This is a genomic window from Gilliamella sp. B2772, assembly GCF_026536985.1.
GTDB lineage: Bacteria > Pseudomonadota > Gammaproteobacteria > Enterobacterales > Orbaceae > Gilliamella > Gilliamella apicola_E.
Window position 1 is genome coordinate 54,312 of the sequence record NZ_JAFNNB010000006.1, and the last position, 20,967, is coordinate 75,278.

At 36.8% G+C, this 20,967-nt stretch carries 15 protein-coding genes; 8 read left to right on the forward strand and 7 right to left on the reverse strand.

Annotated elements, in window-relative coordinates; genetic code table 11:
* Nucleotides 1-22: 22 nt before the first annotated feature.
* The 7 genes from htpG to J3T98_RS10830 all read left to right on the forward strand — a co-directional run bounded on the left by htpG (nt 23) and on the right by J3T98_RS10830 (nt 9,504).
* Nucleotides 23-1,891 carry a molecular chaperone HtpG gene (gene htpG / locus J3T98_RS10800; RefSeq protein WP_065562674.1) on the forward strand — a complete coding sequence of 623 codons (1,869 nt, stop codon included), beginning with the start codon at nt 23-25 and terminating at the stop codon, nt 1,889-1,891.
* A gap of 171 nt (nt 1,892-2,062) precedes the next feature.
* Nucleotides 2,063-2,902 (forward strand): BglG family transcription antiterminator LicT, encoded by an 840-nt coding sequence (gene licT, locus J3T98_RS10805; RefSeq protein WP_220225919.1) that lies wholly within the window; start codon nt 2,063-2,065, stop codon nt 2,900-2,902.
* A 185-nt stretch (nt 2,903-3,087) separates the two neighbouring features.
* Nucleotides 3,088-4,956 (forward strand): beta-glucoside-specific PTS transporter subunit IIABC, encoded by a 1,869-nt coding sequence (locus J3T98_RS10810; RefSeq protein WP_267358105.1) that lies wholly within the window; start codon nt 3,088-3,090, stop codon nt 4,954-4,956.
* Between the two features lie 3 nt (nt 4,957-4,959).
* On the forward strand, nt 4,960-6,351 hold the full coding sequence (locus tag J3T98_RS10815) for a glycoside hydrolase family 1 protein (protein ID WP_267358103.1): 1,392 nt from the start codon (nt 4,960-4,962) through the stop codon (nt 6,349-6,351).
* 66 nt (nt 6,352-6,417) lie between these two features.
* Complete coding sequence (locus J3T98_RS10820) at nt 6,418-7,248, forward strand: histidine phosphatase family protein (protein WP_267353949.1); 831 nt, start codon at nt 6,418-6,420, stop codon at nt 7,246-7,248.
* Between the two features lie 136 nt (nt 7,249-7,384).
* The gene (locus J3T98_RS10825) at nt 7,385-8,725 is read left to right on the forward strand and encodes an OprD family outer membrane porin (protein WP_065562678.1); all 1,341 of its coding nucleotides are present in this window, start codon (nt 7,385-7,387) and stop codon (nt 8,723-8,725) included.
* A gap of 14 nt (nt 8,726-8,739) precedes the next feature.
* Complete coding sequence (locus J3T98_RS10830) at nt 8,740-9,504, forward strand: histidine phosphatase family protein (RefSeq protein ID WP_065562679.1); 765 nt, start codon at nt 8,740-8,742, stop codon at nt 9,502-9,504.
* Between the two features lie 39 nt (nt 9,505-9,543).
* Here the strand turns inward: J3T98_RS10830 and J3T98_RS10835 are convergent, their stop codons facing one another.
* Nucleotides 9,544-10,824, reverse strand: a complete 1,281-nt coding sequence (locus tag J3T98_RS10835; protein WP_218058411.1) for an MFS transporter — start codon at nt 10,822-10,824, stop codon at nt 9,544-9,546.
* Between the two features lie 149 nt (nt 10,825-10,973).
* Here J3T98_RS10835 and J3T98_RS10840 point away from each other — a divergent pair, with 149 nt between their 5' ends.
* Nucleotides 10,974-11,498, forward strand: coding sequence for a methylated-DNA--[protein]-cysteine S-methyltransferase (locus J3T98_RS10840; protein ID WP_267353955.1), 525 nt, complete (start codon nt 10,974-10,976; stop codon nt 11,496-11,498).
* 234 nt (nt 11,499-11,732) lie between these two features.
* Here J3T98_RS10840 and J3T98_RS10845 read toward each other — a convergent pair whose 3' ends face one another.
* The 6 genes from J3T98_RS10845 to J3T98_RS10870 form a co-directional block, all read right to left on the reverse strand.
* Complete coding sequence (locus tag J3T98_RS10845) at nt 11,733-13,052, reverse strand: hypothetical protein (protein ID WP_267362845.1); 1,320 nt, start codon at nt 13,050-13,052, stop codon at nt 11,733-11,735.
* A gap of 864 nt (nt 13,053-13,916) precedes the next feature.
* Nucleotides 13,917-14,819 (reverse strand): lysine exporter LysO family protein, encoded by a 903-nt coding sequence (locus tag J3T98_RS10850; RefSeq protein WP_267362848.1) that lies wholly within the window; start codon nt 14,817-14,819, stop codon nt 13,917-13,919.
* 100 nt (nt 14,820-14,919) lie between these two features.
* Nucleotides 14,920-15,846, reverse strand: coding sequence for a VirK/YbjX family protein (locus J3T98_RS10855; RefSeq protein WP_267358096.1), 927 nt, complete (start codon nt 15,844-15,846; stop codon nt 14,920-14,922).
* A gap of 223 nt (nt 15,847-16,069) precedes the next feature.
* Nucleotides 16,070-17,371, reverse strand: a complete 1,302-nt coding sequence (eno, locus tag J3T98_RS10860) for a phosphopyruvate hydratase (protein ID WP_065563300.1) — start codon at nt 17,369-17,371, stop codon at nt 16,070-16,072.
* Between the two features lie 46 nt (nt 17,372-17,417).
* Nucleotides 17,418-19,055: a glutamine hydrolyzing CTP synthase gene (gene pyrG / locus J3T98_RS10865; protein ID WP_065563301.1), complete on the reverse strand. Its 1,638-nt coding sequence runs from the start codon at nt 19,053-19,055 to the stop codon at nt 17,418-17,420.
* A 201-nt stretch (nt 19,056-19,256) separates the two neighbouring features.
* Nucleotides 19,257-20,900 carry an IgaA/UmoB family intracellular growth attenuator gene (locus J3T98_RS10870; RefSeq protein WP_267362851.1) on the reverse strand — a complete coding sequence of 548 codons (1,644 nt, stop codon included), beginning with the start codon at nt 20,898-20,900 and terminating at the stop codon, nt 19,257-19,259.
* Between the last annotated feature and the right edge of the window lie 67 nt (nt 20,901-20,967).

Sequence of the window (20,967 nt, forward strand, 5' to 3'; positions counted from 1 at the left end):
AAAATAGTTGAGGTATTAGTCAATGAGTAAGCAAGGAACAGAAACGCGTGGATTTCAATCCGAAGTTAAACAAATTCTGCATTTAATGATTCACTCTTTGTATTCAAACAAAGAGATTTTTTTAAGAGAACTTATTTCAAATGCATCTGACGCAGCCGACAAGCTCCGTTTTAAAGCACTTGAAAATGCAGATTTATATGCGGGTGATGCTGAGCTTGGTGTTCGCATTTCAACAAATAAAGAAGCTGGCACATTAACCATTGCAGATAATGGTATTGGGATGACTCGTGATGAAGTCATTGAAAATTTAGGTACGATTGCCAAATCAGGTACCAAAGCCTTTTTAGAATCCATTGGTAGTGATCAAGCGAAAGACAGCCAATTAATTGGTCAATTTGGTGTTGGATTTTATTCTGCCTTTATTGTTGCCGATAAAGTGACAGTAAAAACCCGCGCTGCAACAGCTAAAGCCGATGAAGCAGTAATGTGGGAATCAGCTGGTGAAGGTGAATACACGATTTCTGATACAGAAAAAGAAAGTCGCGGTACTGAAATTATTTTACATTTAAAAGAAGATGAAAAAGAGTTTTTAGATGATTGGCGTCTACGTTCAATTATTAGCAAATATTCAGATCACATTTCATTACCGGTTGAAGTCCAAACTACTGAAGAAAATGAAGTTAAGTGGGAAAAAGTCAACAAAGCCCAAGCACTTTGGACACGAAGCAAATCAGAAGTGAGTGATGAAGAGTATAAAGAATTTTATAAACATATTTCACATGATTTTGCCGATCCACTAAGCTGGAGCCACAACCGTGTTGAAGGTAAACAAGAGTATACAAGTTTGCTCTATATTCCATCTAAAGCGCCTTGGGATATGTGGAATCGTGACAATAAACACGGTTTAAAACTCTATGTACAACGAGTGTTTATTATGGATGATGCTGAGCAATTTATGCCTAATTATTTACGTTTTGTTAAAGGCTTAATTGATTCAAATGATTTGCCATTAAATGTATCACGCGAAATATTACAAGATAATAAAGTGACACAAAATCTTCGTAATGCTTGTACTAAACGTGTTTTACAAATGCTAGATAAACTTGCCAAAGATGATAAAGAACAATATCAACAATTTTGGAGTGAATTTGGTTTAGTCTTAAAAGAAGGTACTGGTGAAGACTATGCTAATCGTGAAGCGATTATGAAATTATTACGCTTTACAACAACACAAAGTGATAGCGAGGCGCAAACTGTATCTTTAGACGATTACATTAGCCGTATGCAAGAAGGCCAAGAGAAGATCTATTACATCACTGCTGATAGTTATGGCGCAGCGAAAAATAGTCCTCACCTTGAGCTATTCCGCAAAAAAGGCATTGAAGTCTTATTATTATCTGATCGTATTGACGAGTGGATGATGAGCAATTTAACTGAATTTGATGGTAAACAGTTCCAATCAATCAGTAAATCTGACGAGTCAATCGAGAAGTTAGCTGATCAAAATAGTGATGAGCAAAAACAAGTCGAAAAAGAACTTGAGCCATTTATCGAACGTGTTAAAAAAGTATTAGGCGATAAAGTTAAAGAAGTTAAATTAACACATCGTTTAACTGATACGCCAGCAATTGTCACTACCGCTGCCGACGAGATGTCTACTCAAATGGCAAAACTCTTTGCAGCAGCAGGACAAAAAGCACCAGAGATAAAATATACTTTTGAGATCAATCCTGATCATCAATTGGTTAAACGTGTTGCTGATACGCAAGACGAAACCGCATTTAGTGATTGGATTGAATTGCTATTAGATCAAGCGTTACTAGCAGAAAAAGGATCGTTAAATGATCCAAGCAAATTTATTCAAACAATGAATAAACTACTTGCACAATAATTAATTTATTCACCCAAACCCGATATGGCTCGCCTATCGGGTTTATTTTTTGAGAATAATCAATTTATTTTTCTCAAATTTATGAAGTCAGTCACACTTTTTTATATTCCTCCTTTCCATTTTCGTTTTGCGATAGATAATAAATCAATCTTAAAATTTAGACAGAATCAGATGAAAGTTCATAAAATATTAAATAATAATGTTGTAGTGACTTTAGATTCCAAAGGGAATGAATTGATTGTTACGGGTCGAGGAGTTGGATTTAAAAAACGGGAAGGTGATGAGATCGACCCGAAACTTATCGAAAAACAGTTTTCATTAAATAATCAAGAAATATTACCCAAATTTGCTGAACTGCTTTCTGAAATTCCAATCGAAGTTCATACCACAACCGATATTATTATCAATCATGCCAGACAATTTTTAGGCAGTAAATTACAAGATAGTATCTATATTTCATTAACTGACCATATTTATTTTGCCATTGAACGGCATAAACAAGGTTTTAATATTCCTAATAACTTTATCTGGGAGATAAAAAAATTCTACCCTAAAGAGTATGAAATCGGTGTGTACGCTTTAGATGTCATTAAAAAACGGTTGGGTGTTGAGCTTCATGAAGATGAAGCAGGATTTATTACGTTTCATATTATCAATGCTGAGCTTAACGATACCATGCCCAATATTGTTAATATGACCAAAATCATGCGTGAAATTTTAAATATCGTAAAATATCACTTTCGGTTCGAATATGACGAAAACAGTCTTTCTTATCAACGATTTGTTACCCATTTAAAGTTTTTTGCACACCGAATTTTGAGTAAAGGTAAATCCGCACAGCAAGATACCTCGTTGTATGAGATTATCCGTGAAAAATATGAACAAGCCTATCTTTGCACTAAACAGATAGATCTTCATTTAATCCAACAATATCAACATCCGCTATCTGATGATGAAAGTTTATATCTCACTATTCATATTGAACGATTGAGGTCGGAATTAAAAAAATAATTATGTGATATACATCACAAATTAACGAATGAATTGTCAACAAGCTAATTTATTTTATGTTAATTTAATAAGGAATCTTTTTTTGGATTGTTATTGCATTGGTTAATTTTATCGATGCAAGCAAAACCTAAATCCCGTGTTTACTGGGGTTTAGGTTTTTTTTTGCGCTTAAATAAGGATAAGCTATGAAAAATAAGCAACTTGCTGAATCAATTATTGAGAACGTAGGTGGTCAGGAAAACATCGTCAGTCTAGTACACTGTGCTACCAGACTTCGCTTTGTATTGAAAGATGAATCAAAAGCAGATGCCGAAATAATTAAAAAACAAACTGGCGTCATTACTGTCGTTCAAAGTGGTGGACAATTCCAAGTCGTTATCGGCAATAATGTTGCTGACGTATTTAATGCAATTATGGATATCACTAGCCTTAATAATACCCCTGCTCCTCAAGATGCGGGACCTAAAAAAGGGATTGTGTCACGACTGATTGATTTAGTATCAAGTATTTTTATTCCAGTTTTAGTGGTACTGGTTGCTGGCGGTATTTTAAAAGGGATTGTGTCTCTATTACAAGTATGTGACATTGTTCAGGAAAAAACGCCAACATTTACTTTTTTAAACGCTATTGCTGATGCGCCATTTTATTATTTACCGATCATTTTAGGTTTTTCAGCGGTTAAAAAATTTGGTGGTAATCCTTATGTTGGAATGGCGATCGGTGGCGCGTTAGTCTATCCGGATATTACCGAGATGCTAGGAAAAGCAATTGAATTACAAACCGAATTTTTCAATATCCCTATTAAATTAATTCCTTATAAATCTTCAGTCTTCCCGGTAATTTTAGCGGCATGGTTTTATTCATTGCTTGAACGTAACTTCAACAAAATCATGCATGACTCATTTAAAAAATTCATTTCGCCCCTACTCGGTATTACCATTACTGTGCCATTAACGTTTGCGCTTATTGGTCCAGTCGTTGCATTTTTATGTAACATTGTTGCTAGTGGCATTATTTATGTTTATGAACTTAATTCTGTTATTGCCAGTATGATTTTAGCAGGACTTTGGCAAATAATGGTTGTGTTTGGTATCCATTGGGGCTTGGTACCCTTTGCGATAAATAATATTACCGTATATCATCAAGACTTTATGTTGCCAATCTTATTCCCAGCGGTATTTGCCCAAGTCGGTGCGGTATTGGCGGTGATGATGCGCAGTAAAGATCCGCAAGTTAAAGCGTTGGCAAGTTCGTCAGCACTCTCAGGTGTATTTGGGGTAACAGAACCAGCAATTTATGGCGTTAACTTACCATTAAAACGCCCATTTGTGATCGGTTGTCTCTCAGCCATGGTTGGCGGTGCGATTATTGGTTATTTCAAATCGGTTATCTTCTCATTTAGCTTCACCAGTATCTTTGCATTTTTACAAATGATTCCAAGTGATGGTTTGGATGATAAATTCTTTGCTGCCATAATCGGTTCGATAGTCTCATTTATAATTGCATTGGTGGTAACTTATCTATTTGGTATTCCTAAAGATAAAAAAGCGGATAATGCAGAACAATCGCCAATAAACAGTCAAACGCAGATCGATACTATCTCAAGTCCAATGACCGGCAAACTCATTAATTTAAATCAAGTCAATGATCCAACTTTTGCCAGCGGATTGATGGGTAAAGGTGCCGCAATTATTCCAACCATTGGCGAAACTGTCGCGCCTGAAGATGGTGAAGTTGTTTCGCTATTTAGAACTAAACACGCTATCGGATTTCAAACTCAATCAGGGGCAGAAATCCTTATTCACATCGGTATCGATACGGTTAAATTAGATGGGCAACATTTTGAAGCGCATGTTGAAGCCGGCCAAAAGGTGAAAAAAGGTGATAGACTTGTTAGCTTTGATATCGAAGCGATTAAACAAGCCGGCTTTGAAGTCACCACACCAATTATTATTACCAATAGTGATGACTATATCGATGTGCAATGCATATTCAAACAAGATGACGTTCAACAAGGTGACGCGCTATTAGCGTTAAGTGCAAAAAAGGAGTAAAACATGGCAAATACATTTCCTAGTGATTTTTTATGGGGTGGCGCTATTGCTGCCAATCAAGTTGAAGGTGCATATCGTGAAGATGGCAAAGGGCTATCAACATCTGACTGCACGCCTAATGGTCTATTTGGTGATATTGTCGATCGCAATAAAGTCGATATTACCAGTATTAAAGATCGGGCAATCGACTTTTATCATCGCTATCCAGAAGATGTTGCCCTGTTTGCTGAGATGGGATTCACCTGTTTAAGAACATCTATCGCTTGGACCCGAATCTTTCCAAATGGTGATGAAGAGCAACCAAATGAAAAAGGCCTGGCGTTTTATGACAAACTATTTGACGAAATGTTAAAACACAACATTACGCCACTTGTCACCTTATCGCATTATGAAATGCCCTACTACCTTGTCACACAATATGGTGGATGGGGAAATCGTAAAGTCATCGAATTTTTTACTCGTTATGCCAAAACAGTATTTGAACGCTATAAAAATAAAGTGAAATATTGGTTAACTTTCAATGAAATCAATATGTCACTCCACGAACCTTTTACTGGCGTTGGTTTAGATCGTAACAGTACTAAAGCCGAAATCTATCAAGCGATTCATCATCAATTAGTTGCCAGTGGCCGTGTGGTAAAATTGTGTCATCAAATCATTCCTGATGCCAAAATCGGTAATATGTTACTTGGCGCTATCGCCTACCCGCTTACGCCAAAACCAGAAGATGTATGGGCGACACATGTAGAAAATCATGGTTGGTTATTCTTTGGGGATGTTCAGGCTCGTGGTTACTACCCAACGTATATGAATCGTTACTTTAAAGAGAACAATATTGAGCTAACCATTACCGATCAAGATCGTGAAGATTTAAAAGAAACCATCGACTTTATCTCATTTAGTTACTATATGAGTTGTTGTGGCACAGCGGACGATTCACTCCGTCAAAAAGGTAATATTCTTGATATGGTCCCAAATCCTCACCTTAAAGCATCTGAATGGGGCTGGCAGATTGATCCGGTTGGTATTCGTTACTTATTAAACCTACTTTATGAGCGTTTTCAAAAACCACTGTTTATTGTTGAAAATGGTTTAGGCGCCAAAGACAAACTTGAAGCAGATGGCACGGTTAATGATGATTATCGTATAAACTATATGAATGATCACTTAGTGCAAATTCGCGAAGCTATTAACGACGGCGTTGAAGTAATGGGATACACCAGTTGGGGACCAATTGACCTCATTAGTGCATCAAAAGCAGAAGTCACCAAACGTTATGGTTTTATCTATGTTGATCTAAACCAAGATGGCTCAGGCTCATTAAAACGCTTTAAAAAGAAAAGCTTTTATTGGTATCAGTCTGTGATTTCATCCAAAGGTGCAACTTTAAAATAATGATCATGCTGGTAATGTCTGCTTGGCATTACCTGCAAATGTACTGAGCAGATTACGAGGATAAAGATGATAAATAAAATAATTAAAATCACCACCAGTTTACTGTTGTTGACCGCACTCTCGACTGGATGTAGTAATCAACCAAGCAGTAGGTTTAATGCTAATCGTGATGATGTGGTTACCATCTATTTTGCAAGGCATGGTAAAACGTTATTCAATACCTATGATCTAGTACAAGGCTGGGCCGATTCACCCTTAACCAACAAAGGAATAGAAACGGCGCGTTATTTAGGTGAAGGCTTTAAAAAGAAATACATCAGATTTGATGCTTATTACACCAGCGATTCAGGTCGTCAACGCGAAACCATGCAAGTGTTGTTAGCTCAAAAAGGGGTAAAACATTACAAAATACAAGAGTTAAAAGGTCTACGCGAAGTTTTTTACGGCGGATTTGAAGGCGGTACTAATGCGAAAATGGTATCCGCAGCTATGAAATCACTGGGTTACAAGTCGGTTGATGCCTTTTATAAAAGTTATGTACAAGGGCAGATCCCAGTAACAACGTTAACCGAAGCGATTGCCAAAAGTGATCCTAAGCATGAAGCGGAAAACTTTACCCAAGTTAAAGAGCGCACTCAAAACGCACTCCACACTATTGTAGAGACCGCACTGGCTAAGCATCAAAAAAATATATTGGTGATCTCATCAGGCATGTCGATTCAAGCAATGATTTATGACTTAACTAATAATCCTATTAAAAACAGACCATTAGCGAATGCAACTGTCGTCAAAATTGTTTACCAAAATGGTAAATATAAGGTAGTTGAAATTGGCAGTATGGACTATGTTAATGAGGGTAAATCATCATTAAATATCGGTGAAAATCGTCAAAATTAGAAACAATTAGTAAAATTTAGTCGAATAGGATTGTTACTGCTTTTGCAGGCAAAACCTAAATATGACTCAAGCTTGATAGCTTGGGTTGTGTTTAGGTTTTTTTTTGGAAAAAAATTTATAAAAATAGGAAATAATAATGAAAATAAAGTACGTCTCCTTAGCATTACTTAACATCATGTGTTTTTCAGCTATTGCCGCTGATTCAAATTCAATCAATAGTGAAAATGGCTTTTTGAATAATGCCTTTTTCAAAGATACTAAATTTGAATTTTCAACACGTAACCATTGGAAGTATTTAAAAGAAAACGCATCCCAACCTAAAGAAGTCCATAGTGCATGGGGTCAAGCATTTACGCTCAATTATAAATCGGGTTATTTATTCGATACCCTAGGTTTTGATTTCACCTATGATAACGTTATAAAACTTGGTGCTAGTGACTACTTTGCAACTCGTAACCTACTCTATAACTCAGGCAAAAAACCAAACAAACACAATGCGCATGGTTTTAACAAATTTACTCAACGTTATGCCAAAGTCAAACTCGGTGATAAAAATATCAACTTTAATGGTAAAGTCGGATGGCATAGCTTAAAAGATACGGGGGTAATGAGTTCATCACAACATTTAACTCGTTATAGTTATTTGGGATACAGTGGCGTATTAAAATACTCAAACTTAGCGCTACAACTTGCTTACATCGACAGCGCCTTCCCGCGTGAATCATCGAAAAAAGTGCATTTTTATAGCTTAGATAGAAAACACGTCATTGATAATATCAAAACGGCCGGTATTGCGTATAATGACAAAATAGTAAAACTTGATTACTCCTATGGCGTTGCTAAAGACTACATCAAACGTCATGCAATCGAGTTCTCTTATAAACCGATGGATAAACTTATTCTTGGTTCACAAATTTACGGTAGTACCGCACTTAAAAACCATGACAAAATGAAAGCTAATGTCCGTGATTTTGATGATTCAGCATGGCATTACGCAACTGACATTGAATGGAAAGAAGCCGACTGGAGTGCTAAATTCGGTATCGCCTATACTGACGCTAACCGCAAAGGTGCTATCGGTTACTATGGCCGTCATATTGGTAAAAACAATCGTGGACGTTTTAACGGTATGGCAGCAGCTGCAGCCGACTATATGCGTGATGGTGAACTGGTATTTTCAAGCATATTGACTTACGACTTCTTTAAAGACAATACCACAGGTTTATATCTCAACTACGGTGAATTTAACTACAAACATGAAACCTTAAAAAATGGTGAAATCAACGTGTTTAACATCTTTAAACCAACAAGTGGCACATTTAAAAATCTATCTATTTTGTCAAAATTTGGTTATGGTTGGTCTTATAAAACCTTAAGCAGTAAAGACATTACGCCAAAATTAAGAGACGGCAAAGCTCAACGTTCACCAACACTGTCAGCCGAAACCGTTATTGATTATCGATTCAACTTATTATAGAAAAGGACGAAACTATGAAAAAACTCATTAAACTTATTGGATTAACCGCTATCCTTACCGCATCAATTGCACAATCATTTGCTGCCGAAGTGAATATCTATTTTACCCGTCATGGTAAAACCATGTTCAACAACGTCCATCGTGCTCAAGGATGGTCAGACACGCCACTAACAAAACCGGGAATTGAAGTGGCACAGCAACTTGGTCGTGGCTTAAAAGGTATCGACTTTATTTCGGTCTATTCAAGCGATTCAGGCCGAGCAAGACAAACTGCGCGCATTGTTCTTGAATCTAAAGGTGATACAAAATTAAGCATTAACGAAATGGAAGGATTACGAGAAACGTGTTTTGGTGATTTTGAAGGTGATCTTGATCCCAACATGTGGAATCCCGCAGCACAGCACCTAGGTTATGAGTCTGACAAAGCATTAATGGCTGATTTAGCTAAAGGTAAAGTCACCCTTAAAAAAATGATGGATGCGATTAAAGCCGTTGAAAAATCAGGCGAAGCAGAAGACTACAATGCCGTTAAAACACGTATGCAAGCATCATTAAGAGCAATTGCAAAATCAGCCCAAGAACAAGGTGGCGGTAATGTTCTTGTTGTTTCTCACGGCATGGCAATTATGGCTATGGTTGAAGAAATGTTAGATAAACCAATCACAAGTGGACTAGGTAACGCGAGCGTCACTAAAATTCGTTACACTGATGATGGCAAATTCATTGTTGAATCATTAGGTGACATGAGCTATGTCGAAAAAGGCAAAGCAGTAAAATAACCGATAAAAAAGGCTCACCGAAGTGAGCCTTTTAACTTTTTACTCAGAAAAATCACTATTTAATGTCTCTTTAATCAACCATGTTGCGATGATACTAATGATTGACGCCACCGCCACATAATAGCCTACCCACGTCAAACTACCATGTGCCACTAAATAATTAGCAATAATTGGCGCAATTGATGCCCCTAAAATCCCACCAATACTATACGCTGCTGACGACCCGGTATAACGAATATTGGTTGGAAAAATCTCGGGTAAAAATGCCCCCATAGGCGCAAAAATAATCCCCATCAAAAATAGTGATAAGCATAAATAGGTCATCACCAATAATTCACTACCACTAGCCATAAATTGAGTCATCAACAGTCCTGATAGCGCAACAAGCATTAAGCCAACAATTAACACCGGCTTACGCCCGTATTTATCGCTAAGTCGAGCAGAAATCGGGGTAGCGATCGCCATAAATACAATCGCTACACACAAAAATCCTAAAAAATGACCTTTTTCGATGCCCAAGTATTTAGTGCCATATTGCAATAAAAAGGCTGTGGTTATATAAAAAAGCGTATAACAACCTACCATCGAAAAGGAGCCTAACGTCAACGCTTTCCAATGGTGAACAAACATATTCATTACTGGCATTTTAACTTGTTTTTTATTGGCTAAAGCTTGAGTGAAAATGGGGCTTTCAACTAATTTTAACCGGACATACAAACCAATAACCACAAGAACCGCACTAAGAACAAAAGGAATACGCCAACCCCAATCTAAAAACTGCTCGTTACTCAGCGAAAGCGTAACACATAAAAATACCCCATTAGATAATAAAAACCCAATCGAAGGGCCTAACTGAGGAAACATCCCAAACAGAGCGCGTTTATTTTTTGGCGCGTTTTCCGTTGCCAATAATGCTGCTCCACCCCACTCACCACCAAGACCTAAGCCTTGTGCTAATCGTAAAATACACAACAAAAATGGCGCCCAAAAGCCAATCACACTATACCCAGGTAACAAACCAATTAACGCCGTTGCAACGCCCATCAAAATAAGCGATACAACTAGGGTGGACTTTCGACCAATGCGATCACCAAAATGACCAAACAAAATCGCCCCAATAGGCCTTGCAACAAAAGCTATACCGAACGTTGCAAATGATTGCAGCGCTTGAGCCGATGGCGAACTATCAGGAAAAAATACCGGCCCAATCACTAGCGCAGCAGCGGTGGCATAAATATAAAAATCATAAAATTCAATTGCAGTGCCGATAAAACTAGCTAACGCTACGTTCGACATTGAATTGGCTGGTTTAGTATTCATCATTCATTCCAAAATTATTTTATTTTTAAATAAGTGCAAATATTATAGTTGTTAACAATCCATTTACCATCATAAATAAAAAAAGTAATATCCCTATTCTCAATATAAGAACTCGCTATAATAATATAACCGACTAAAAAGGATTTTATATGTATTACATCAGTCATTATTCATCACCACTGGGGCAAATCACCCTAGCAAGTCAGCACAATAAATTAGTGGGTGTTTGGATTGAAGGACAAAAATATTTTGGCCAAATGCTAAGCGCCCAAAAAGAAGAGGCGCCAAATTTAGCCATATTTAATCAAACCAAAAAATGGTTGGATGACTACTTTGCCGGCAAAAAACCGACTATCACAAAATTGGCTCTAGCACCACAAGGTAGCGAATTTAGACATAAAGTGTGGGATATATTGGTACAAATCCCTTATGGTAAAGTGATTACCTATGGTGATATTGCTAAACAAATCAGCGCCAACATGTCCAGCCAAGCAGTCGGCGGTGCCGTTGGCCACAACCCCCTTTCCATCATTATTCCTTGTCACCGCGTAGTAGGCACAAATGGCAACTTAACAGGTTATGCAGGCGGAATTGATAAAAAGGTGTGGTTGCTAGAACATGAACAAGTCGATATAAAAGATTTTTTTGTCCCCAAAAAAGGAACCGCTATTTAAAGATAAATATTTTTTAGCCAAAAAAATCAAAAAAAACCGCTCGTCAACTTTTTTTCTAAGATAAAACACCTCAAAAATAAACCCGCCAAGGCGGGTAACTCAAACATCGCTAAGCCACAAAATCGCTTTTTTTATGGCTAAACGACGTTGACTCTTAGCTTACTTTTAATCACCTAATACTATTTTTTATCACCCCCACTCCCGACCTAAGGATTAAGGACGAAGAAATAAGAACTAAGGATAGGCACAAAGCCCAGGGAGGGAGTCGTTGTTGGGGTTCCAAGGCACAGTACCGTGTATGCCCACGACAAAATGGTCACTACCATACGGATCGCTAGTCCAGTACCAATAGGTGCTGAAGCCAACGCCATAGTAACGGTCCATACGACCCCACTCAGTGAAAAAGCCTGAACCTATATGACGCATATAATGATTATCCCGTGAGGAAGGGGTGGCTCCAGAGATAGCAGGAGAGTTTGTACGAACTGCGTTGGTTAAATCCCTTACGCTAGGTAGACGATAACCAAAACTATTACACCAAGATAAAACATTAGAATAATTCCCAGTACTATAAATACCACGGTTGACGAACCACTGCTTTAAAATAAAACCATATTTGACAACAGGAGTACCATTAGTATCACGACCGACCAACTCAAAGGTCTGAGGTAAAGTAGGTTTAGAAATAGGACTAGGACTGGATGAATTAATCTGGTATTCGGTAGCGTAAGGACCAGTTAAAGTAACGCGTACGCTTATAGCAGTAGAATTAGACATAGTAGCAGTGATACCTCCATGAGAGACAGGAGACCAAGACAATGCCCGACTAACACCACTAATGAGTAAATCAAAGTACAGTTTGTTAGCACCAGTTGTAGGAAAGTTTTGACCGTAAGATGATGGACCGGTTGACTGAGGGATAAAACCCTTAGCAGGGTCCCACATCGAAGCTGGGCCAGCAAAATCACCTATACCATCAATCAAATTAGGTCTGGCAAAACAAACCACCGGCGAAGCCTTAGGATTGACGTAATAAGTCTCACTACGAGCACTGAAAGTACTACGATTAGGAAAACCATAACGAGTAGATAATGTACCGTCAGTACTGGATAACGTGACCTTATAAGGTGCAGAATCAGTGCATGTCGTTAACACTGTATCACGTGACACTGGTTGATTGTTTTTATCAACGATAGATAAACTTAAAGAACCTGTAGCACTAGCGCCAGAATCACCATCATCATCCCCCCAATAATTATTAGGAGGACCGATAAGAGTACTTAAATCGACTGAATTAGTATTAGTAGGAACGAACATACCTATATCAGCAAAACTCTGACCCGCAACCGGCAAGACGATTGGGGTTGTAGATGATGAATTGGTAGAAGGCGTGTACCTAGTTCCGTCAGATAGAGTAATCCCAAGCAGACCGTTAGTATCAACTGCACGAGTACGACCACCGTCGAAAGTCAAATACGGTGCACTACCCTGTATCGCATTCCTAGTTGTCTGTGATGTCAATGCGTGACCCGAAAAAGGAAGAAAAAGAACCACGAAAAAAACAATCTGCCGGGATAATTTGGAAAAGCCGAAGGATCGAAAACAGGATCTGAAAGAGGATCGCGGAAGCGATCGCGCGAAAATTCGCAGAATTTCTGTTGATTGAGTGGAAAAATAAGCGTTAGCGAAAAATTTAAGATGGAATTTGGACTTAAACGAATTTAAAAGATAGGTTTGGCAGGTTGGCTGTTGGCTGTTGGCTGTTGAAAATTATAATGCATTTTAGACTGTCCTGTCAAGTAATTTTTTGATTTATTTACAATTTTATAGTTTTCTGTCAAATTTTAGCCTATTAGCTAAAACCGTGTAAAAAGTATAGTGATTGGAAAAACACGATGCAACACTTTTTTTCGCTCAATTACGTTAGTTTTTGTAAATAGGATCTAAAAAGGATCTAAATTATAATTGGTTACCTGATGTTTTAATTGAATATATTGCAATTACAAATCTTTAAAATTAAGGCGGTTGATCCTCAAAAATTTTATTTTAATATTTAAAATCGTAATTTTGATCATTTAAAAGTTTTTAAGTGAAATTTAAAAACCTCAAAAACCCCACTCCTCAACTTTTAAGAAACAGGATATTATCTGCATTGAATAAACTGACTTGTGTTGATTGATTCGAAAATTATATTTTCTAAACTGCCTACACGGCATAAACCTAGAACAAGACATACTATAATCGTTGTTTGCAAAAAGGCAAAGGGCATTTGGAGTTTTAAAAAACCTTTTTTAATATCTTTTTAACGTTATGATTTTTAATTATTTTATTTTTTGATTAAAAAAAGGGTTATAAAAATACTATTTTTTAGGGCTTAGAAAACCCCGCTCCTCAACTTTTTTACTCTAATATCAACTCTTAACCATAATTAAACAAGGTCATAAAAATCGGCATGATTAAGGTTAATAGAAAGCCTTGGACGATTGCGGGTGGTACGATGCTGATTCCCGCGCCTTTTTGTAGCATAGGTAGCGTAAAGTCCATCGATGTAGAACCACATAAACCTAACGCTGTGAATTTGTATCGTTTGATTAGGGTTGGGATTAGGATAATGGCGCATAATTCGCGTAGGATGTCATTTAGGAAAGCGGCACTGCCTATAATTGGGCCATGAGCTTCGGTCATGAGTATTCCTGATAGTGAATACCAGCCAAAGCCTGATGACATTGCCAGCCCTACTCGTACAGGTTGTGACAATATGAGTGCTGCAATAATCCCGCCTAAGAAGGTACTTAGTACCACAATAATAGTGGTAACTATACCGACTTTGTTGAGTAGGATCTGTTTTAGTGAGATGTTGTTACTTCGTAATTGTATACCAATAAGTAGCAGTAAAAAGACGAGTACCACTTTGGTGATGTCTTCACTATATTGCCAAATAAAGAGTGGAAAGAGTCCGGCAATAAAGCCGGCGATTAGCGCAATGCACACTCGCAGTGATTCTAAGATCATTTTGAATCGTGATTCATAATTTTGTTTACTATGGGTGGTGCGCCACGGTAAAAATAGGTCAATTAGCGCTAAAAAGATGAAATTGCCACCAAAGGTACAAACAAAAATGATCGCGGTGTAAAATAGGATAACTTTTATGTTAGAAGCTAGATTATCTAAATGAGCCAACTCGGTTCCCATGATAAATAAAATAAAATAGACCATCCAACTTAAGATTAGGTTTATTTTGGTGATCCATTTTTGCTCTTTGAATTTAATCAAATAACCTAGACATAACGGCACTAAAGCAATAAGAATACCAAAATACATGTTTTATTCCTTTATTTTCATTTTTAAAAGTAAAATTTTTTTATATCGCTTGCTTATTTGAACAAGCGATTTTTTTTGATGAGTTGGTTAATCTATACCATTATTTTAATGCTGCTAATTGAGTTTCAATTTTATTTTGCAGTTCATCTAATAATGCATAACGATTGCGATACTCAGAACGTTTTTTACTGGCAATATCTTCAATGGCTTTTCGGTTGATTTGGGTGGGTAAAATAAATAACGATCTTTCGTCTTGTTTACCGTCAATAGTTAACCAAAAATCATCATAATCAGATAAGATTCTTTCTTGTCGGCTGTTGTAGCGCCAGTTGTTGTAAACATGGGTTTTATTACCCACAGCAATAATTTGTTCAAGCTGGAAATAACGAGCAATAATTAATGCGGCTTCCACCACCACACGTTTAGGAAATAATCCATAACACTGTTTTGTTGCTTGCTGAACTCTGGTGCGAGCGTCTTGATGCCCTGTTCCTTGTAATCCTGCTATAAACAGTGTTGGTTTTTGTTGGTATTGGTTAATGGTGAAGGTTAACGTGGCTAAATCAATGCCATCATTGTCATAAAAATATAAGCTTAGCTCACCTTCACGAGCAAACTTGTTACGTGCTTGGATGGCGATTTTTATGTTAGCTTCGTTCTTAGCCATAACACTTGCTAGTTCAAATGATGAATTTGGATTGTAAAAAGCTTTAGTCATGCTATCAGGATGATTTGCTAAAAAGTCATAATGATAGGCTAAGGCTTCATAGCGCTCTTGTTGACTTAAGCAAGATGCTAAATAAGGTCGTTGTAATTTACAGGGTAAATTGGTTTGGCATGATAGATAGTATCCAAGTAATGGGTATTGTCTTAATTTATCTAATAATTTAAGCGTTATTGGGCTTAAAAATAGGGTCCTGAAAAAAAATTTATAACGATAAGTCGGTTTAAGCCATAGTTCATTAAGCGGTAGTTTACCTGTACAAAGCCAGTTAAAAAGTTGCCATTTACTTTTAGGCTGGGACATATTCGTAATATTATTCATAAGCAGAAAAATGTGTTCGTAAGTTTGTAAGAAAATTATATGTGGCTAAATTATTAAATATCAATTTAATATTAACGTAAATTTAAATGTTTTAAGTAAGCTGATAAGAGTACAACACAACCTTAGTCAACGCAACCCTAGCGGTGTGATGAATAAAAAAACGGTGAACTGTGTCACCGTTTTTAAGATCGTTTAAAAAAACGAATTATTGCCCTTTAACTTCTTTTAAACCGTTGAATGGTGCTTTTGAACCAAGCGCTTCTTCAATACGGATTAATTGGTTGTATTTAGCAACACGGTCAGAACGGCTCATAGAACCAGTTTTGATTTGACCAGCAGCTAAACCAACAGCTAAATCAGCAATTGTTGAATCTTCAGTTTCACCACTACGGTGTGAAATTACTGCTGTATAACCAGCATCTTTCGCCATTTTAACTGCTGCGATAGATTCAGTTAATGTACCGATTTGGTTAACTTTAACTAGGATTGAGTTAGCGATACCTTTTTCAATACCTTGTTTGAAGATTTTGGTGTTAGTTACAAATAGATCGTCACCAACTAATTGGATTTTGTGACCTAATGCTTTAGTTTGGTATGCCCAACCTTCCCAATCGCTTTCATCTAAACCATCTTCGATTGATACGATTGGATACTCATTAGTTAAACCTTCTAAATAGTGAGTAAATTCTTCAGCAGTGAATTCTTTGTTTCCTTCACCTTTTAATACGTATTTACCAGTTTCTTTGTTGTAGAATTCAGATGCAGCACAGTCCATCGCTAAAGTAATGTCTTTACCTAGTACATAACCTGCTTTTTCTACAGCTTCTTTGATACATGCTAATGCTTCAGCGTTTGAACCTAAGTTAGGTGCAAAACCACCTTCGTCACCAACAGCAGTATTCATGCCTTTAGCGTGAAGTACTTTTGCTAAGTTGTGGAATACTTCAGAACCCATACGGATTGCTTCACGAACTGTTTTAGCACCAACTGGTTGAATCATGAATTCTTGAAGGTCGATGTTGTTATCAGCGTGTTCACCACCGTTGATGATGTTCATCATTGGTAATGGCATAGAGTATTGACCTGGAGTACCATTTAGGTCAGCGATGTGTTGATAAAGTGGTACACCTTTCGCTGCAGCTGCTGCTTTAGCTGTTGCTAAAGATACTGCTAGGATTGAGTTAGCACCTAAGTTAGATTTGAAATCAGTACCGTCTAAATCAAGCATGATTTGGTCGATTGCAGCTTGATCTAACGCATCTTTACCAATAACTGCTTTAGCGATTGGTCCATTTACGTTTTCAACAGCTTTAAGTACGCCTTTACCTAAAAAGCGAGATTTGTCACCATCGCGAAGTTCTAACGCTTCACGTGAACCTGTTGATGCACCAGATGGAACGATTGCAAGACCAACGAAACCACCTTCTAAATGAACTTCAGCTTCAACAGTTGGGTTACCACGAGAGTCGATGACTTCACGACCATGTACTTTAACGATTTTTGCCATGTTATTTTCCTCTATATGACAGATATATACCTAATGTAAACATAAATTATTTTTGCTGCTGATCTTGATAATCTTTGGCAGCTTTAACAAAACTACTAAATAATGGATGTCCATCACGTGGAGTTGATGTAAATTCTGGATGGAACTGACATGCAACAAACCAAGGATGGTCTGGAATTTCAATAATTTCCACTAATTTCTTATCAGTTGATAACCCTGTCACTTTTAAGCCAGCCTTGACAACTTCTGGTAATAAGTTGTTATTGACTTCGTAACGGTGACGGTGACGTTCGGTTATCGACTCTTTTTTATACATTTGAGCGACTAATGAATTTGGCTCTAAATGACAGATTTGCGAACCTAAACGCATGGTGCCACCTAAGTCGCTATTTTCATTACGTTGAACCACATTACCAGACTCATCACTCCATTCAGTGATTAATCCAATAACAGGGCTTGCACAATCTTTTACAAACTCTGTAGAGTTGGCATCTTTAATACCCGCTACATTACGTGCATACTCTATCATAGCAACTTGCATTCCGAGGCAAATTCCTAAATAAGGTATTTTGTTTTCACGTGCATAGCGCGCAGCAATAATTTTACCTTCAACGCCACGATAACCAAATCCACCCGGTATTAAAATCGCATCTAAGCCTGCAAGTAAATCGGTACCGCGTGATTCGAGGTCTTCTGAATCAATATAACGAATATGAACAGTTAAACGGTTTTTTAATCCACCGTGTTTTAACGCTTCATTTACTGATTTATATGCATCAGGTAATTCGATGTATTTACCTACCATGCCAATTGTGACTTCACCTACTGGATTAGCTTCTTCATAGATGACTTGTTCCCATTCAGAAAGATCGGCTTCCTTACATTCGAGATGGAAACGATTGCACACGTAGGTATCTAAATTTTGTGATTTCAATAATGCTGGAATTTTATAAATCGAATCAACATCTTTAAGTGAAATCACCGCTCGTTCAGGCACATTACAAAATAGTGCAATTTTAGCTCTTTCGTTAGCCGGAATTGCGCGATCTGAACGGCAAATTAGTATGTCAGGTTGAATACCAATTGATAATAACTCTTTAACTGAGTGTTGGGTCGGTTTGGTTTTAACTTCACCTGATGATGCAAGATAAGGCACTAATGTTAAGTGCATAAATAAGGTATGTTCACGACCAACATCAACCGCTAATTGGCGAATTGCTTCTAAGAATGGTAGTGATTCGATATCACCCACTGTGCCACCCACTTCAACGATAGCGACATCGTAACCTTTGGCACCATCAATAACACGATCTTTAATCGCATTGGTAATATGAGGGATAACTTGGACTGTCGCGCCTAAATAGTCTCCACGACGCTCTTTTCGTAAAACGTCAGAATAAATACGTCCAGTTGTAAAATTGTTTTTTCGGCTCATTTTGGTGCGAATAAAACGCTCATAATGACCCAAATCGAGATCGGTTTCGGCACCGTCTTCAGTCACAAAAACTTCACCATGTTGAATTGGGCTCATTGTTCCCGGATCGACGTTGATGTAGGGATCGAGTTTTAGCATGGTGACTTTTAAATTGCGGGCTTCTAAAATTGCAGCTAATGAGGCTGCGGCAATGCCTTTACCTAAAGAAGAAACGACACCGCCTGTAACAAAAATATAATTCGTGACCATTAATACCAGACCATTATTAATTTAATTGAACAATATCACATTAGTTTAAATGATAAAACCCATGCAATATATGATGAATCAGACGGGAAATTAGTATAACAGAATATGGTTTCTCTCACAATTGAATAATTGAGTTTAATTACTTAGTTTGTTTACTAACTTGGTGTCTATTATTTAATTACTGCTATTAACCCAGAACAGTTAATCGTTATATTCAAGAATTTTATCTTGATAATGACTAATAATTTTTTCGAGCCTAAATTGGTTGGCGGCTTTTTTCCATATATAAATAATAGTATTAATTAAGGCGATGAAGATAACAAACAGAAAGACAAAATTGTTGATCAAAATTGGCGATAAAAATAACTGATTTTTATCGATATCATTTCCATAATCAGTTGAAAGTGTTAGTTTCGAAATTTCTCCATTATGATAGTTTTCTTGGCTAACTTGATCCGTAATTTTGCTACTATTACCTGATGAAATACCCTTTATTTTATCACATTGAAGGTGTTCAGATTTGATATCTTGCGTATTTTGAATATCACATAAAATACGAGATAGATCCAAATTAACTCGATCCAAAGAGTGGATGGTGGATTGCTTTAAATTTACTTTATCATCAATATTCCACGTAGTGTCTGGTGCGGTTAATTGCTGATACCTAAAATCAAATTTTTCACCCGCATGAGTAAAAAAGAAAATTAAGATAGCCAATATTAATCCCGTAATGGCTAATATAATATTATGATGAACAAGTTTAGGTGCACCATAATTTTTTACTTCTTCGCTAATCGATAAATATTCACCGCAACTAAGCAATTGTTTAGTTTTAAGTTCGACCTGCATATCAATCGGTATATCGGTGTTATTTGGGAGAAACATTTTCCAATATGCAGGATAGTAAACATCAATGTTCGAATCGATAAACAATCGGCAATAGCTAGGCTTGTTAAGCCTTATTTCAGCTTTGATATGATTAACATATTCGGTCGGCAATTCTCGTTTTATACGCGATGCTATTAGGGAAAAAATAAAACAGATGATTGAAAAAATAACCAAGGCTATCGACTGAAAATGTTCTAAAGCTAATAAAAATATTACGCCTAAAACAAAAAAAAATGTCATTAATTTGCCAGAATTGCTTCGGTCTTGAAGCGCGGTTTCAAATTGATTTTTTTCTCGTTTGCTAAGAATTTCAAAAGGCGGTTTTTTTTCAGATGTCTCTGTTACTAGTTGTGTTAAGGTCTCATTAGATCTTTCTATACTATTCATACGAATAGGTTTAATTTTTCCCGTCTGCCAAAAATCATTGAGTTGTTCCTGTTTACGAGATGGCAGTTTTAAACTAGCTTGCAATAAATCATAACTGTTTATTTTAACAACGATTGCATAACTATTAGTAAAGACAATTTCAACCGTATTGAGAATTTTAGTCTTGGTGATAAATTCCCCTTGATATCGAGCTTCAAAGCCCATAATACCGATATCCATATTATAAGGAAAAAATAACTGAATATTGCCTATCTTGTAATAATATTCATAACTGATTGCATCAGTAAATTCTTTTTCAATATACCCTTTAATTGTCGTAACATCAGAATTAATTAGTGAGCTTTCCCATTGATAAGGCGGCGTAATTTTTTCTTTATCATCAAGATAAGGCTGAAGAAAAGTAGCTTCTTCTTCAGTTAGTTGTCGAGTTGCATTTTCACGGATAAAGGTTTCTTTTTTAGTGGGCCTTTTTTTATTTAAATCTTTCTTTACTTGTCGTATCAAGATGATTGAACAAACCATCACGAATACGAAAAAAATAGTGGCTAAAGTGGCTAAAATAGTTAACATAATTTTAAGATCTTTTTATTTAAACTTTATATTAAAACGGTTTATTCAAGATTAATGATAGTACCTA